17 protein-coding genes are annotated in these 13,870 nt (G+C 72.5%); 6 read left to right on the top strand and 11 right to left on the bottom strand.

The features are described from left to right. Positions 1–2: 2 nt before the first annotated feature. Entirely contained in the window at positions 3–1,019 is a 1,017-nt protein-coding gene (locus O7635_RS23005) for a DUF5937 family protein (protein WP_278085558.1), read from the bottom strand. 32 nt (positions 1,020–1,051) lie between these two features. After that, complete coding sequence (locus O7635_RS23000; protein WP_278082527.1) at positions 1,052–1,669, bottom strand: dihydrofolate reductase family protein; 618 nt, start codon at positions 1,667–1,669, stop codon at positions 1,052–1,054. A 131-nt stretch (positions 1,670–1,800) separates the two neighbouring features. Here O7635_RS23000 and O7635_RS22995 point away from each other — a divergent pair, with 131 nt between their 5' ends. Then, the gene (locus O7635_RS22995; RefSeq protein WP_278082526.1) at positions 1,801–2,343 is read left to right on the top strand and encodes a GNAT family N-acetyltransferase; all 543 of its coding nucleotides are present in this window, start codon (positions 1,801–1,803) and stop codon (positions 2,341–2,343) included. Here the strand turns inward: O7635_RS22995 and O7635_RS22990 are convergent. Continuing rightward, positions 2,340–2,789, bottom strand: a complete 450-nt coding sequence (locus O7635_RS22990; RefSeq protein ID WP_278082525.1) for a VOC family protein — start codon at positions 2,787–2,789, stop codon at positions 2,340–2,342. The two genes, O7635_RS22995 and O7635_RS22990, sit on opposite strands and share 4 nt — an antisense overlap. A gap of 98 nt (positions 2,790–2,887) precedes the next feature. Here O7635_RS22990 and O7635_RS22985 point away from each other — a divergent pair, with 98 nt between their 5' ends. Next, the gene (locus tag O7635_RS22985) at positions 2,888–3,067 is read left to right on the top strand and encodes a hypothetical protein (protein ID WP_278082524.1); all 180 of its coding nucleotides are present in this window, start codon (positions 2,888–2,890) and stop codon (positions 3,065–3,067) included. Here O7635_RS22985 and O7635_RS22980 read toward each other — a convergent pair. Continuing rightward, positions 3,064–3,216, bottom strand: coding sequence for a hypothetical protein (locus O7635_RS22980; RefSeq protein ID WP_278082523.1), 153 nt, complete (start codon positions 3,214–3,216; stop codon positions 3,064–3,066). The genes O7635_RS22985 and O7635_RS22980 overlap by 4 nt on opposite strands. A gap of 143 nt (positions 3,217–3,359) precedes the next feature. On the opposite strand from O7635_RS22980, the gene O7635_RS22975 reads away from it, so the two are divergent. After that, positions 3,360–3,635: an SDR family NAD(P)-dependent oxidoreductase gene (locus O7635_RS22975; protein ID WP_278082522.1), complete on the top strand. Its 276-nt coding sequence runs from the start codon at positions 3,360–3,362 to the stop codon at positions 3,633–3,635. Positions 3,636–3,680: 45 nt separating this feature from the next. Here O7635_RS22975 and O7635_RS22970 read toward each other — a convergent pair whose 3' ends face one another. Continuing rightward, positions 3,681–5,075 carry an MFS transporter gene (locus O7635_RS22970; protein ID WP_278082521.1) on the bottom strand — a complete coding sequence of 465 codons (1,395 nt, stop codon included), beginning with the start codon at positions 5,073–5,075 and terminating at the stop codon, positions 3,681–3,683. A gap of 164 nt (positions 5,076–5,239) precedes the next feature. On the opposite strand from O7635_RS22970, the gene O7635_RS22965 reads away from it, so the two are divergent. Beyond that, a complete protein-coding gene (locus tag O7635_RS22965) occupies positions 5,240–5,572 on the top strand; it encodes a helix-turn-helix domain-containing protein (RefSeq protein WP_278085557.1) in 333 nt (110 codons plus the stop codon). Positions 5,573–5,586: 14 nt separating this feature from the next. Here the strand turns inward: O7635_RS22965 and O7635_RS22960 are convergent, their stop codons facing one another. Next, positions 5,587–7,200 carry an alcohol dehydrogenase catalytic domain-containing protein gene (locus O7635_RS22960; protein ID WP_278082520.1) on the bottom strand — a complete coding sequence of 538 codons (1,614 nt, stop codon included), beginning with the start codon at positions 7,198–7,200 and terminating at the stop codon, positions 5,587–5,589. 77 nt (positions 7,201–7,277) lie between these two features. Next, complete coding sequence (locus tag O7635_RS22955; protein WP_278082519.1) at positions 7,278–7,457, bottom strand: hypothetical protein; 180 nt, start codon at positions 7,455–7,457, stop codon at positions 7,278–7,280. Positions 7,458–7,571: 114 nt separating this feature from the next. Between O7635_RS22955 and O7635_RS22950 the strand changes: the two genes are divergently transcribed. Then, complete coding sequence (locus tag O7635_RS22950; protein ID WP_278082518.1) at positions 7,572–8,831, top strand: EAL domain-containing protein; 1,260 nt, start codon at positions 7,572–7,574, stop codon at positions 8,829–8,831. Positions 8,832–8,896: 65 nt separating this feature from the next. Here O7635_RS22950 and O7635_RS22945 read toward each other — a convergent pair whose 3' ends face one another. Next, positions 8,897–10,666, bottom strand: a complete 1,770-nt coding sequence (locus O7635_RS22945; RefSeq protein ID WP_278082517.1) for a CocE/NonD family hydrolase — start codon at positions 10,664–10,666, stop codon at positions 8,897–8,899. A gap of 163 nt (positions 10,667–10,829) precedes the next feature. On the opposite strand from O7635_RS22945, the gene O7635_RS22940 reads away from it, so the two are divergent. Continuing rightward, positions 10,830–11,948, top strand: coding sequence for a hypothetical protein (locus tag O7635_RS22940; protein WP_278082516.1), 1,119 nt, complete (start codon positions 10,830–10,832; stop codon positions 11,946–11,948). A 13-nt stretch (positions 11,949–11,961) separates the two neighbouring features. Here the strand turns inward: O7635_RS22940 and O7635_RS22935 are convergent, their stop codons facing one another. From O7635_RS22935 to O7635_RS22925, 3 genes are all read right to left on the bottom strand, one after another. After that, a complete protein-coding gene (locus tag O7635_RS22935) occupies positions 11,962–12,423 on the bottom strand; it encodes a hypothetical protein (protein WP_278082515.1) in 462 nt (153 codons plus the stop codon). A 572-nt stretch (positions 12,424–12,995) separates the two neighbouring features. Further along, entirely contained in the window at positions 12,996–13,217 is a 222-nt protein-coding gene (locus tag O7635_RS22930; RefSeq protein WP_278082514.1) for a hypothetical protein, read from the bottom strand. A 25-nt stretch (positions 13,218–13,242) separates the two neighbouring features. Then, positions 13,243–13,860 carry a winged helix-turn-helix transcriptional regulator gene (locus O7635_RS22925; RefSeq protein ID WP_278082513.1) on the bottom strand — a complete coding sequence of 206 codons (618 nt, stop codon included), beginning with the start codon at positions 13,858–13,860 and terminating at the stop codon, positions 13,243–13,245. Positions 13,861–13,870 lie beyond the last annotated feature (10 nt).

Genomic DNA, 13,870 nt, shown 5'->3' with positions numbered 1-13,870 from the left:
GATCACGCCGGCAGCTCGCCGTGCAGAAGCGCGTCGCCGAGCGCCGTCCGGCGGTAGAGCACGCCACGGCTGCCCCGGCGGCCGGTGACGAGCCCCGCCCGGCTCAGCACCCCCAGGTGGTAGGAGATGGTCGCCGTCGAATGCCCGTCGAGCCGGCTCAGGGCGGTGGTCGTGCGGGGTTCCGCGAGGTGCCGCAGGATGCTCAGCCGGGTGGGGCCGATGAGCTCGCCGACGGGCGCCTCATGGCAGGACCGGGACGGTGGGACGCCCAGGGCGGCCGTGCCCCGGGCGGCGTAGGTGAGGACGGGCGTCCGGGGTCGTTCGGCGACGAACAGGACGGGGCCGGTGTGCGCGGTGCAGGGGACCAGCAGGACGCCGTCGTCGGCCCAGTCCACCAGCACGTCGTACGGCCGCGGCAGGGTCAGGTCGAGACCGTCCCAGCAGATCTCCGGGCCCAGGTCGGTGAGCACGGCGGCGATGCCGTGGGCGGCCATGACCTCGGCGCGGTACGCGACGTCGGCGTCCAGCACGGCGGACACGCGCGGCCAGTCCTCCGCGATCGCGGCGTCGAAGAACCGCCCGAACGCGGCGGCGGCCTCCTCGGCCAGCACCGCGTCTCCGGCGTCGAGCAGGCCCCGCAGCAACGGCGGTGGGCGCCGGCGCCACCGGCGGTACGCGGCCTCGCCACCGAAGGACGCCGCGAACTCCTCGTGCACCGGACGGCCGTCGAAGGCGAAGTCGAGCTGGAGCGCCAGCTCGTCGGCGGCCGTGGCGGCGATGGCCTCGACCATGCGGTCGCGGGTCTCGCGCGACTGCTGCGGATGCGGGGTGAGGAAGTCGGGGACGTACGGGTGGTCCAACGGGACGAGCGCGTGCAGCAGATCCATGGTCGCGGCGTCGAGGCGCGCGCGGGCCCGCGGGTACCAGTGCCGCCAGTGCTGGTCGCCGGCCGTCGCCCGGCCGCGCAGCGTCGCCGCGACCTCGAACGCGGGCGACGTGGCGAACCGGGACCGGGCCAGGGTGGCGACGTCGGTGCGGATCCGGATCGGGCTCAGGACAGCACGCGGTAGGTGACGTGGACGACCGTGCTGGCGGCCCGGGCCGCCACCTGCTCCAGCTTCAGCGGCGGGACGCCCTCGAACAGGCGGGGGCCAGCGCCGATGGTGAGCGGGACGATGTGCAGCCGCAGCTCGTCGACAAGGCCGGCGGTCAGGTACTGGTTGATGGTCTCCGCGCCGCCGTGGATGGAGATGTCGCCATCGCCCGCCGCGGCCCGGGCCTGCTCCAGCGCCGACTCGATGCCGTCGGTCACGAAGTGGTAGGTCGTGCCGCCCCGCATCGGCTCCGGGTCGCGCGCGTGGTGGGTCAAGACGAACACCGGTGCGTGGAACGGCGGGTCGTCGCCCCACCAGCCGTTCCAGGGGCGATCCCACGGGCCGCGTACGGGACCGAACATGTTGCGTCCCATGATCACCGCTGCGGCGGCGTTGATCTGGTCGACCTCGGCCTTGTTCTCGTCGCCGGTGTCGAACATCCAGGCGTGCAGCCCGCCGCCCCAGCCGTCGCCGCCGTCCTCGCCGAACGGCCGCTGCTCGCTCTGGTTGAGCCCGGCCACGTACCCGTCGGTCGATATCGTCTGGTTGACGATCACCTTGCCTGGTGTCCCCACCGCTGTCCTCCCGGTCCCCGTCGCCGTTGTCCCCACCACGGTCGTGGGGATCGGCCGTCGCCGCAAGACATTCGAGCGGGTTCGAACAAATGCGGTGGCGCGCCGGCCGCGTCGCCGTGAGGATCTACCGCATGGACCGCCTCTCCTTGCGGGTGCCGCATTCCGACGATGTGGCGGAGCTGCACGAGTTGTACGCGGACCCGCGGGTGTGGCGCGACGACCCGGTGAGCCGCCACGAGACCCGGGCGCAGACGGAGGCGATGGTCGACCGCTGGCGCGCGGCGTGGGAACGCGACGGCCTGGGCATGTGGGTGGCCCGCAGCGCGTTGCCCGCGACGGAGGGCCGGCTGGTCGGCATCGGCGGCTGCTTCATCCGGCACGGGGTGGCGTGGAACCTGGGATTTCGCCTGGTGCCGGCCTTCTGGGGGCAGGGCTACGCGCAGGAGCTCATCCGGGCCGCGGTCGACCGGGCCGGCGAGGTGCGCCCGGACCTGCCGCTGACCGCGTACCTGGTCGAGGGCAACACCCGCTCCCAGCGCACGACGGAGCGGGCGGGCCTGCGCCTGGTGTGGCGCGGCCCTGACGCCGGCAACCCCGACCCGCACGCCGTGCGCCTGCTCTACGCCGACCGCGACCTGCCGCCCGCGGTGACGAAGGCGCTGACCGACGACTAGGTCGCCGCGTGCCGGCCGCGCAGCAGCCCGGTGGACTGGCCGACCTCGATGAGATAGCCGTCCGGGTCACGCAGGTAGCAGCGGATCTCCGCCCCACGGTCGATCGGCGGCGTCAGGAACTCGGCGCCCTTCGCGCTCCACTCGGCGTACCGCGCCTGGACGTCCGCGACCCGCGGGTTGAGGAAGATCGACGTGGTGTCGCCGGGCTCGTACTCGACCACCGAGACGCCCGGCTTGTCAGGCGTCGGCCCGCCACCGGGATTCATGATGATCCACGAGTTGGCGAGCCTGACGATGCACGGGTTCTCGTCGACGACGACAGTGCCGCCGAGCACACGTGAGTAGAAGTCCCGGGCCCGCGCCACGTCGCGGACGGTGATGAACAGGGTCACGAGGAAGCCCTCGTCGGGCGCCGGATCCCCGGCGGTCGCGATGTCATCGGTCATGACGCAAAGACCGCCCCGCACCCGGTCCACGTGACGGCTCATCCCCACCGAGTGGCCAAGGCAACATGAAAGGGCCGGCCGGTGCGACCATTCTTCACATGCGACGGTTCGCCTACCTGGCCGCCACCTACGGCGCGCCGGCGGCCGCCGTCGCCGTCCTGGCCGCCTGGTGGGTCGGGTGGATCAGCTGGGAGACCTCAGGTCTGCTCGGCAGCGCCGCACTCGCCGCGGGCACCCTTTACCGCGCCCACACCGCCGAGCAACAGGAGCCTGACTAGCCGTCAACCTCAAGGCCGAACCAGGGAAGGCACGCCCGGAGCCCGGAGACGGACACCTTGCCGCCGGGTCCGGCCGCCTGCCACTGCTCGGCGGTCATCCGCATGTGCCGCACCTCGACCAGGCCGCGCCCGGACGCGGTGAGGCTCACCCCGTTGTCCGTGTAGCCGATGCAACGCGAAATGTCGAGCGCGGTCGCCGAGCAGCAAGCCGGGCTGGGAATGACGGTCCTCGTCGGCGCGCGGGACGGTCGGCGCGGAGCGGAGGCGGCTGCGGCGATACGGGGCGCGGGCGGTGACGCGTACGCCATCGTGCTGGTTCGGCGTCATCGCGGTGACCAACGCCATGCTCCCCCTGCTGCGGCGGTCGCCGGCGCCGCGCATCGTCAACGTCAGCAGTGGCGCCGCCTCGCTGGCGCTGGCCAGCGACCCGGCCAACCCCATGGCGACGATGCTGCCGGCGTCGGCGGCCTACACCCCGTCCAAGGCTGCGTTGAACTCGCTGACCGTCCAGTACGCCAACGAGTTGCGCAACGACGTTTTCCTGATCAACGCCGTGGCGCCCGAATAGGCACGCCGGCCACTGTGGACGGTGACGAGCCGACCGCCGCCTTCCTCAGTGCGGACGGCCCGGTGCCGTGGTGACAGCGACCGGCTGATCCACCTTTGTGGACACCCGCCGCAGGCCCGCAAGAGCGACCAGGCTCGCGATGGCCAGCGCCACCACCGGCACCAGGAGACCAGCCCGATAGCTGTCCAGCGTGGACGAGCCGTTCGCGACCACCACCGCGGTCGTGACCGCCAGGCCCAGCGCCGAGCCGAACTGGAACGACGTGGTCAGAATGCCGCTGGCCAGCCCCTGCTCGCCGGCGGCGACGTCGTCGGTGGCGGCGATGGTGAGCGGACCGTACGCCAGCGCGAAGCCGAACCCGATCGCCAGCAGCCCGGGCAGCAGCGTCACGAAGCTCCAGGTCAGGCCGAGCGGCAGGAACCAGGCGAACGCCAGCGCGACCAGCACCAGCCCGGCGGCGATCACGCGCTGGTTGCCGTAGCGGGCGACCAGGCGCGGCGTCAGCGTCGGGGCGAGGACCGCGTCGATGCCGATCACCGCGAGTGCCAGGCCGGTCTCGATCTCGGACCAGCCGCGCAGCTCCTGGAGGTAGAGCACCGCGACGAACTGGAAGCCCATGAACCCGCCGACGAGCAGGAACGCGCCGACGTTGGCCCGAAGCAGCGGCGCCGAGCGCAGGATCCCCAGCCGCATCAGGGGCGCCGCCGACCGGCGCTGGACGGCCACGAACGCGGCGAACAGCGCCACGCTGCCGGCCAGCGTCGCGACCGTGACCGACAGCGCCACCTCGGGCAGGTGCACCACGGTCACGACGAGGAGCAGCATCGCCCCGGTCAGCGCGAGCGTGCCCGGCACGTCGAAGCGGGCCCGGCCGGTGGCGGGCGTGTCCCGTGGGACCAGCGGGACCGCCGCGGCCAGCAGCAACGCGGCCATGACGACCGGCGCGAAGAACACCCAGCGCCAGTCGACGCTGGTCAGCAGCCCGCCGACCACCATGCCGAGCGAGAAACCGCCGGCGGCCGCACCGGCATACACCAGGACCGCCCGGTCTCTGGCCCGTCCCTCCGGGAACGTTGTCGTGATGATCGACAGGCCGGCCGGGGCGAGGAACGCGGCCGCGACCCCCGTCGCGAACCGGGCCAGGATCAGCATCCAGCCCTCGGTGGCGAGCCCGCCGAGGCCCGAGAACGCGATGAACACGACCAGCCAGCCGATGAACATCCGCCGCCGCCCGAGCAGGTCGGCCGCGCGACCGCCGAGCAGCACGAACCCGCCGTACCCGAGCACATAGCCGCTCACCACCCATTGCAGCGCGGCGGTCGACAGGCCGAGGTCGGCGCGGATCGCGGGCAGTGCGACGCCCATCATCGAGATGTCGACGCCCTCGAGAAAGATCGCTCCGCAGAGTACGAGCAGCAGCGCTTTTGCCTTCGTCGGCACGTGGTCCCCCCTCAGTTACCTCTTGTAACTGAGTCCATGGTTGGTCACTATTGGGAACTGTGGAAGAAGGCACTTCAACGTCACCTGGTTACTGCTGCGATACCGACGGCGATTTCAACGACGCCTTTCAATGGGACACGCGGGAGGACTGCGACGTACGCCAGATCCTCGACCGCATCGCCGACAAGTGGTCGCTGCTCGTGGTGGCGCTGCTCGACAACCGGAAGCTGCGCTTCACCGAGCTCCGCCGCGAGATCGACGGCATCAGCCAGCGCATGCTGACCGTGACGCTGCGCCACCTGGAGCGCGACGGTCTGGTCCGCCGCACGGTCCACCCGACGGTGCCGCCGCGGGTGGACTACGAGTTGACGCCGCTGGGCGTCACCCTGCACGCGACGGTGCAGACCCTGGTCGCCTGGACGGACGCGAACCAACGCGAGATCGCGGCCGCGCGAGCGGCCTACGACAAACGCGAAGCCGAGGCCGCCACCCTCTGACGGACGGGAGCCCGTCAGGTCAGGGTGCGGAGGAGTTCCTCCTCGGCCGCCTGGCTCCAGTGGCCCCACTCGAGGCGGCTCGCGACCTCCGGGAGCACGCTCGCCAGATCTGTCAGCGCCGTCAGCGGCAGCGGCGCCCGCAGGTTCGGGAAGATGACCACCTTGCCGCCGAAGCGGCCCTCGGCTACCGCGCGTAGGGCGTCCGGGGCCGCTTCCAGCCCGCCGATCGCGGCCACCGAGCGGTTGGGCTGGATGATGCCGTTCTCGATGCGGTCGCGTACGCGGCGCAGGTCGTCGGCCGACGAACCGCTCGTGCCGACGGCGCGCACGCCGCGGTGCGCCACGGCGGTCAGGTCCCAGGCGCACATCGTGCCCCGCGGGAGCGCGGCGAACAGGTTGATCACGCCGCCGTCGGCCAGGTGCTCGAACGCCTGCTCGGCAGCCGAGACGGCCGGCGCCGTCACCACGATGTCGTCGAAGCCGAGCCCGGCCGTCTCGTCGTTGAGCCGCTTCGCCAGCGTTTCGGCGTCGCCGCATTCGCGTTCGGACAGGAAGGTCAGGACGCCGGGCGCGACGCGGCCGAACCATTTCGACGCGCGTCCACTGCGGTCGGTCGCGACGATCCGCGCCGGTCCCCCGGGGCGCTGCACGGCCCGCCGCAGGTGCATCCGGCCCATCGGGCCGCCGGCGCCGAGCACCCACAGGCGTCCGCCGGGGGTGAGCTCCGTGCGGATCGGGGCGTACGCCGCCGCGAGGTCGCCGCCCGCCGTGCCGAACAGGGCCAGGCCGTCGTGGTGCAGCCGCCCGACGTCGACCTGGACCGGGCGAGGCAGCGGCTGGGTGGTGACCAGCGCGCAGGTCCCGTGCGGCGCCAGCACGGCCAGCGCCCGTTCGACCAGCGCGGGTTCCGGGCCCAGAACCACCGCGTCGTCCGCGGACTCCGGCGGCCCCGCGACGATCTCGACGCCGGCCGCCCGCGCCCAGTCGGTCACCTGCGCGGCGAAGGCGGCGTCGTGCACGTCGAGGTGCACCCGCCCGGGGCGCCACGCGGCGGCCGCACCGAGCGCGACCCCGGCGCCGTCACCGGTCAGCCAGACCGTGCCGCCGGGACGCCAGGTGGTGCGATAGGACGCGGCGTAAGACGCCTCGACGCAGGCCCACGGCTCGGCCAGCGCCGCCTCGGCGTACCCCGTGGTGGGGCGCAGCGGCAGGAGCCAGGGTGTCAGCTCCTGCCCCAGGACGGCATACTGGGCGAGACCGCCGGGGATGTCGCAGCCGTAGGCGCGCTCGGCCATGGTGGCCGGGACGACGAAGCGATCACCCGGGGCGTACGCGTCGCGCAGGTCGGTTCCGACGGCGGCCACCGTGAGGCTCACCTCGTGGCCCGGGACGACCGGGAAGCGGTGGATACGCGGGTGGTCCAGGCCGAGCCGCGCGATCGTGACGTCGGAATGGCACACGCCGACGGCGTCGTGCCGCACGAGCAGCTCGGAGCGGCCGGGCACGGGCAGCGGCTCGGTCACCGGAGCATCCAGATCGGACAGTCCCGGGCCGGTCAGTCGCCAGAGCCGGTGCTGCCCGGGCAGCGGGCCGGCCGCACTGCGGTATTCGGCAAGAAGATCCCCCACCCGCCGAACCGTAAGCCCATCGCACCGATCGCCGACGAGCGAACGCCGAAAGTCTGCCCGAACGGGTGCACCGTCGGTCAACCGTCGCGCTTCCGCAGCTCCCGCAGCCGCATGAGCTGGGCGAGGACGAGGCAGCTCATGGCGAAGGCGATCGCCCACGGCGTGACCCGGGCCGGCTCCAGCAGACCCAACGCGAGACTGGCGAGCCCGGCGACGGCCGCGACGGCGAGCAGGACGACGGTCCCTTTGCGGCCCATGCGCGACAGTGCACGACACGGATCGCATCGATGTCAAGGGCACCTTGCGCCCCGGTCGCCGGCGGGGATGCGGGTAGCGTCGGCGACGGGACCAGCTGCGGGGGTGCGGGGGGTATGGCGTCTGTTGCCGGCGACCGGCCATCGCACGCGCGGGTGGCCGACCTTGACGTGATCTTGGCCGAGCGCGCGGTGCACAGCGTGTACCAGCCGATCGTCGACCTGGCCCGCGACGAGGTCGTGGCGTACGAGGCGCTGGCCCGTGGCCCTGACGGCACCCCCTGGAGCAGTCCGCAGACGATGCTCGACGCGGCGCAGGCCGTGGGCCGGCTCGACGAGCTCGACTGGGTGTGCCGCGCCGCCGCCTTCCGCGGCGCCTTCGCCGCCGGCCTCCCGCCGACGCTGCCGCTGTTCGTCAACATCGAGCCGGCGGCCGCCCGCGCCGAATGCCCGCCGGACCTGGCCCCCGTGCTCGCGCAGGCGGAGGAGCGGTTGCGGCTGGTCGCGGAGGTGACGGAGAGGTCGGTGTCGCACGATACGGCCGGCCTGCTGGCCGCCCTGCAGGACTGGCGGTCGGACGACAACCGGATGGCGCTCGACGACGTCGGCGCCGACGCGGAGAGCCAGGCCATGATGCCGCTGTTGCGGCCCGACATCATCAAGCTGGACCGCACCGTGACCCGCGACCTGACGACGCCGCACGCGCAGCGCGTGGTCGACGCCGCCCGTGCCGAGGCCGCCCACACCGGCGCGCTGATCCTCGCCGAAGGCATCGAGACACCAGAGCAACTGACCGCGGTACGGGCAGTCGGGGCGGCACTGGGGCAGGGCTGGCTGCTGGGCCGCCCGGGCGCGCTGCCGGCCCGTCTCGCGCCGCCGCCGGTGGCGCTGCCGCCGGGGCGTCCGGCCCGGCACGCGCCGGCCGGCACGACACCGTTCGGCGTCGCTTCCGCCCAGCGCCGGGTCGAGCAGGCGTCCCGGGTGGCCATGCTCCGGCTCAGCCGCACGTTGGAGGACCGTGGCGTCGGCGCGACCGAGCCGGCCCTGATCCTGACGTCCTTCCAGGACGCGCGGAGGCTCGACGGCCACACGCGCCGCCGCTACGCGGAGATCGCCGCGGAAGGCGTCGTCACCGCCGCCTTCGGGCGCGACATGCCACCGCGTCCGGCGGGCCGGGTACGCGGCTGCGCCGTCCCGGCCGGCGACCCGCTGAGCGACGAGTGGACGGTCATCGTGGTCAGCAGCCGCTTCGCCGGCGGCGTGTTCGGCCGCGAACGCGACACCGACACCTACGACGTCGTCACCTCCGAGGACCGCGACCTGGTCCTCTCGGCCGCTGCCACCCTCGCGCGCCGCCTCCCGCCGCTGCGAACCTGAGCGGGCTCGGCCGCGGTAGGCAGTGGCCGGGCGGCCCGGCCGCGGGGCCGGGCCGTCCGGGTCGGTCAGTGGTGGCCGCGGACGCCGAGCGGGAAGGTGCCCTCGCCGACCTCGGTCAGGGTGCGCGTGTACTGCCGCAGGTAGGTGTCGAGGAACGGCGACCGGTCGCCCTGGGTCGGCACGTCGAACCGGGGGTTCTGCAGCGCCAGGTCCAGTCGCGCCCGGGTGACCTGGATCGTGTTGCCGCTCGGGGTGTCGCGCCAGCTGCCGCTGCCGATCGTGCCGAGCTGCACGCCGAGTTGGTGGCCGACCTCGAACGTCCAGTCGGTGGACTTGAGGTCGAACGCGACCCGGCCGGCCCGCTCGATCAGGGCCACGTTCTCGTCGAACATGACCGCGGTCCCGTCCGGTGCGACGTCCCACAGGCGCACCATGACATTGCCGGGCGCGCCGGCGTGCAGGCTGACCCGCGGGGTTCCGGTGATCCGCACCCGGGACGTGACCGGCGTGGACCAGCTGAAGTAGCTGTGCGTGTCGCCGGCGGCCATCGGGGCCGGGCCGCGGGCGGCCGGCGGGGCCGGGCCGCGGGCGGCCGGCGGGGCCGGATCCGTGTAGTGCTCCATGTCCCACCGCTGGCCGGCGGGCGCGGCCAGCGTCGAGGCGATCCCGTCGTCGACATACTGTCCGTCCGCCAGCTTCGCCGCGGTGCGCGCGGAGGGCGTCGGCCACGTCCGCTGCGCGCGCCATGCGCCGGTGTTGTCCTCGATGGCGTACGCCGGGTCGTCGATCGCGGGCTTGATGCCCTTGAGGTAGCGATCGTAGAAGCGCATGACCTCGTCGAAGAACCCGGCGCGGCCCATCAGCAGCTGACCCTGCTCGTTGGTCTCGTTGCCGCGGACGTGCTCCCACTGCCCGAGCCACCCGCGCTCGACGCCGTGGTGGTTGTCGAGGTATTCCTGCATGTCCTCGGGCTTCGTGTTGTTCTCGATGAAACCCTGCGTGACGAACAGCGGAGTGTTCGTGCCCCGCGCCCGCTCCGCCAGGTTGCGCGCCCGCCAGTAGCGCGAGTCCAGGTCAGGATTGTTGTTGTTGGTCAGGTTGTCGGCGAGACACTCCGGGTGGCTCGCCTCGTAAGTCGCGTTGGCCTGGTAGCGCTCCGTGTCGTCGGCCAACGGCGCCAAGGTCGCGATGCTGTTGTACGCGTTGGGCGTGCCGGTCACGTTGGGTCGCGGGACACCGTTGCTGAACAGGTAGTTGTACATGTTCCACACGGGCTCCTGGGCGACGACGGCCTTCAGGGCGCCCAGACGCAGGTTGTTGCCGACCAGACCGGTCACGGCGTCGTACGACTTCCCGTACATGCCGACCTTGCCCGTCGACCACGGCTGGCTCGCCGCCCACTGGATCGCGGCCTTCACGTCCGCCTGCTCGCCGGGACCCACCCAGTCGAGGCAGCCGGTGCTGCCGCCGAAGCCGCGCAGGTCGACCATGACGTAGGTGTAGCCGCGGGCGAAGAGGTCGGTGCCACTGGTGAAGTCGGCGAAGCGACTGGACGGCCCGGTCTGCGTCCACCCTTCCGGCCCGGTCTGGCCGGCGTGGCTGAAGTAGGGCCCGACGGCGAGAATCACCGGCGTTTTCGCGCGCGGTGACAGGTTGGCCGGCCGGAGCACGTCGGCGTGCAGCTCGACGCCACTGTGGTCGGCGGACGGGAAGTAGGCCTCCGTCCACACCGCGCCCTCGGGGACGCGGGGGTTCTCGTCGTGGGTGATCCCCGTCTGGGCCGGCGCCGCGGTGGCGGCGTTCGCCGTGCCACTGAGGGTGAGCGTCACAGCCATGATCAGCGCACCGGCAGCGGCTGTTGTCCGCCTGCGTATGGTCACTTGACCTCCCGAGCGATAGAGCAGTATCTCTGCGCCCGTTGACGCTATCGCGTCATGGTCCTGTTCGACCGCCCGCGAAGTGGTTTTCTGTACCCGCGTCCGGTGCCATGATTCGTCGGTGCCCAGCTCCCAAACCGTCGTGCTGTCGCTGACAGGAGCCGCGAGTCACCAGATCGAGCGCTCGCCCGGCCACGGCAGGCTCAGCATCGGACCCGTGGTCGCCGGCGCCCCCCGCCCCGATGTGGTGGTGGCGGTCGATGACGTGCTCGACTCGTCCACCTTCGACGCATTCGCGACTCCATCGGGCACACCCTGGCCCAGGGGCTTTCGCTATCGGGGCAACGACACCGGATTCCTACGCTGGTCCGAACGCCGCCCCATAGAGCGATTTCACTGGATACCCACGGCTGCGACGGCCGTCGACGCCGGACATGCGCGCATCAGTGATATCTCGGTGACGCTCGGCGGCCAGTCATGGCGGATGGAACTACCGGCCGAGGCCAGGTCGTTCACGGCATCCGGAAACGTGTCGACTCTCCGGGCCACATTGGCGAGCGGCGCATCCGTCCCCATGCTCTTCTTCTATCCGGCAACCCTCCCATCCCGAGATTCGACACCGCTGGTGTTGCCGCATCTCGACGCGCTGGGCGGGGCCGAGTCGGTGTACGTTGGGGCCAAACCGTTGCGCCAGCCATTCGACTGCGCGAGCCTGCTGCAGTTCCCGCACGTGACGGACCTGCGGCTCTTCGGTCAGCTCGCCAACCTGCGCGCGATCGCCGACCTTCCGCAGTTGGAGCGCATACAACTCGGCGACTGTCCGGACCTTCGCGAGTTTCCGCCGTTGACGAACTGGCCACGCCTTACCGAATTCCACGCGTCGAACATCGAGCAGCGCGCGGGGACCGCGCTGCGGTCGCAGTTGAAGAGCCAGCCGCTGCCGAAGGCGTCGGTGACGCGCCTGCGGACGGCTGACTGGTTCGAGAACGAATCCGGACTGCCATTCGGGGAGTGGTCCACCGCGAACGGACGCCGTGCGGTCACGGCATTCCGGGCCGCCGAAACCAACCCCGACCCCGAAGCTGGAATCCGTGCCTTCGCCCGGGTGATCAACGGCCTTCCGGGCATCGAGACGATCGAACGGGAAGACGCCGGCGAAGCCGTCGCTCAGCTCGCCGCCAGGGCGGGAATCGACGAGAACGTCGCACTGAGCTGGTTAGACGACGAGCGCGAGTTCTGATGCGCGTGCCCGGCTAGCGTGCTTCGGCCAGGAGATCCCCGACCGAGAGGCTGCCGGCCGCTCGGCGGGCTTCCTGGACACCGTGGAGGGCGGTGGCCCTGAAGGCGAGCCGGGATGGGTCCGTGATCTCCTGACCGGCGAGGCGCCATGGTGCCGCCAGGTCGCTTTCCGGCGCCGCCGCGAGCACGACGGCCGAGCCTTCGCGGTGGACGTCGTAGTCCTCGTGCGGCTCGGTGTAGCTGACGTAGCGCAGCTGGACCGGGCCGGTGGGGATCGGTGCCGGCTGGCGCTCGTCGGGAACCGGTTGCCAGCGCTGCTCGAGTGCCGCGAATGCACGGTCGCGTGCGAGGCTGGCGCCCGCGGACAGGATCGCGGTGCCGGCGCCCGTCGCCATCCGGCACATTTCGCGGACGGGCGTCCGGGCGGCCAGCTGGGGATAGTAGTACGCGAGTCTGCTGTGGAGCATCAGGTCCATCAGCGCTCGCGCGGCGGCCCGCTCGAGACCAAGCGAGGGCCGGAATCGTCCCGCGGCGGCCGCGGAATGTGGGGTGTCACCACGTCGGCGGCGCGGCCGGCGGCGGACTCGTGCCATAGCGGATCGTCGGGCCACACAGTGGCACTCGTGGCGACCAGGATCCCGCCGCGCCGCCCGAGCGACACGGTCACGCCGTGCTCGGCAACGCTGACGGCGATCCCGCGCCGGTCGTGCGCGTCGAACCGAAGATCCGTAACGCCGCCGAAGGTGAACCGCAGCGGCGCGGGCGGCCATGGTTCCGGGACCCGTCCCCCGCCACGCGACCGGTGCTCGGCACGATACGGCGCGGAGCGGCGAGCGTCATGGCGACCCGCAGATTGGATCGGGTCCGCTGGACGGCGAGATGGTGCACGCTCGTGGCCGTGACGTCGTAGTCGGAGACCAGGTCGGCGATGACCTCCGCGGTGACCGGGAACACCCCGGGCGCACCTGCCCGCGGTAGTCACGACGCACGGTGCGGTCAGGCGCCACAGGAGGCACGATCGCGTCCAGCGTCGGGTCCAGGTCCACCATCAGCGCCCGCCTTGCCGCCCCGAGGCCGCGCGGGCACGGCGGGCGCGCAGGGGCCGCGGGGCAACCGCCGCCCCGACCAGCGGGAGGGTGTTGTTGTCCCAGATGTCGGCGATCAGGCCGACGCGGCCGACCTCGAAGCCACGAGCGTCAGCGGCCATCGCGGCGATCTCGTGAACGGACCGGTCGAGCAGTCCGGCGAAGGTCTCCAGCGGCGAACGCACGGCGCCAAGTATGGCGCACCCGCCATCAGGGACCGGAGACCGTGCGCAGCAGGCGGTCGAGGACCGACCGGTCGCCCACGACGGTGACGCCGCCGGCGGTGTCGAGCGACGACGGATCGGCCAGCAGAGCGCTGAACGTCTTGGCGTCCGTGCGCAGCGACACGTCGGCCGCCGGCGGCTCGCCCGCCGAGACCGACAGCCGGCCCGAGGCCACGCTCACCGTCCACACTCGACCGTCGAGCTCCAGGCGGCACACCAGAGGCGGCCCGGCCGGGTCGGGGCGGGCGGCGTGCCGCAGGTAGATCAGCACCGAGGTCGCACTCAGCGCCGTCGGCGCCGGCGGTTGCGGGACCTCGATCCCCCACTCGCCCAGCGCCAGCAGCACCGGTTCGAGCCGCCGGCCCCGGTCGGTGAGCTCGTAGACCGACGAAGGGCCGCGGTGGACGACCCCGTTGTGTTCGAGCTCGCGCAGGCGGTCCGCGAGCAGGTTGGAGCTCACGTGCGGCAGCGCGCGCCGCAGCTCCGAGAAGCGTTGCGGCGCCAGGAGAAGCTCGCGGACGACCAGCAGGGCCCAGCGCTCCCCGACGACGTCGAGGGCGCGGGCGATCCCGCACTCGTCGCGGTAGCTGCGGGTCGTCGGCACGGGCACCACC

Origin of the sequence: Asanoa sp. WMMD1127 (assembly GCF_029626225.1) — a bacterium.
Lineage (GTDB): Bacteria > Actinomycetota > Actinomycetes > Mycobacteriales > Micromonosporaceae > Asanoa.
Note: the sequence above shows the minus strand (reverse complement) of the source record. Positions and strands in the feature narration are given on the sequence as shown.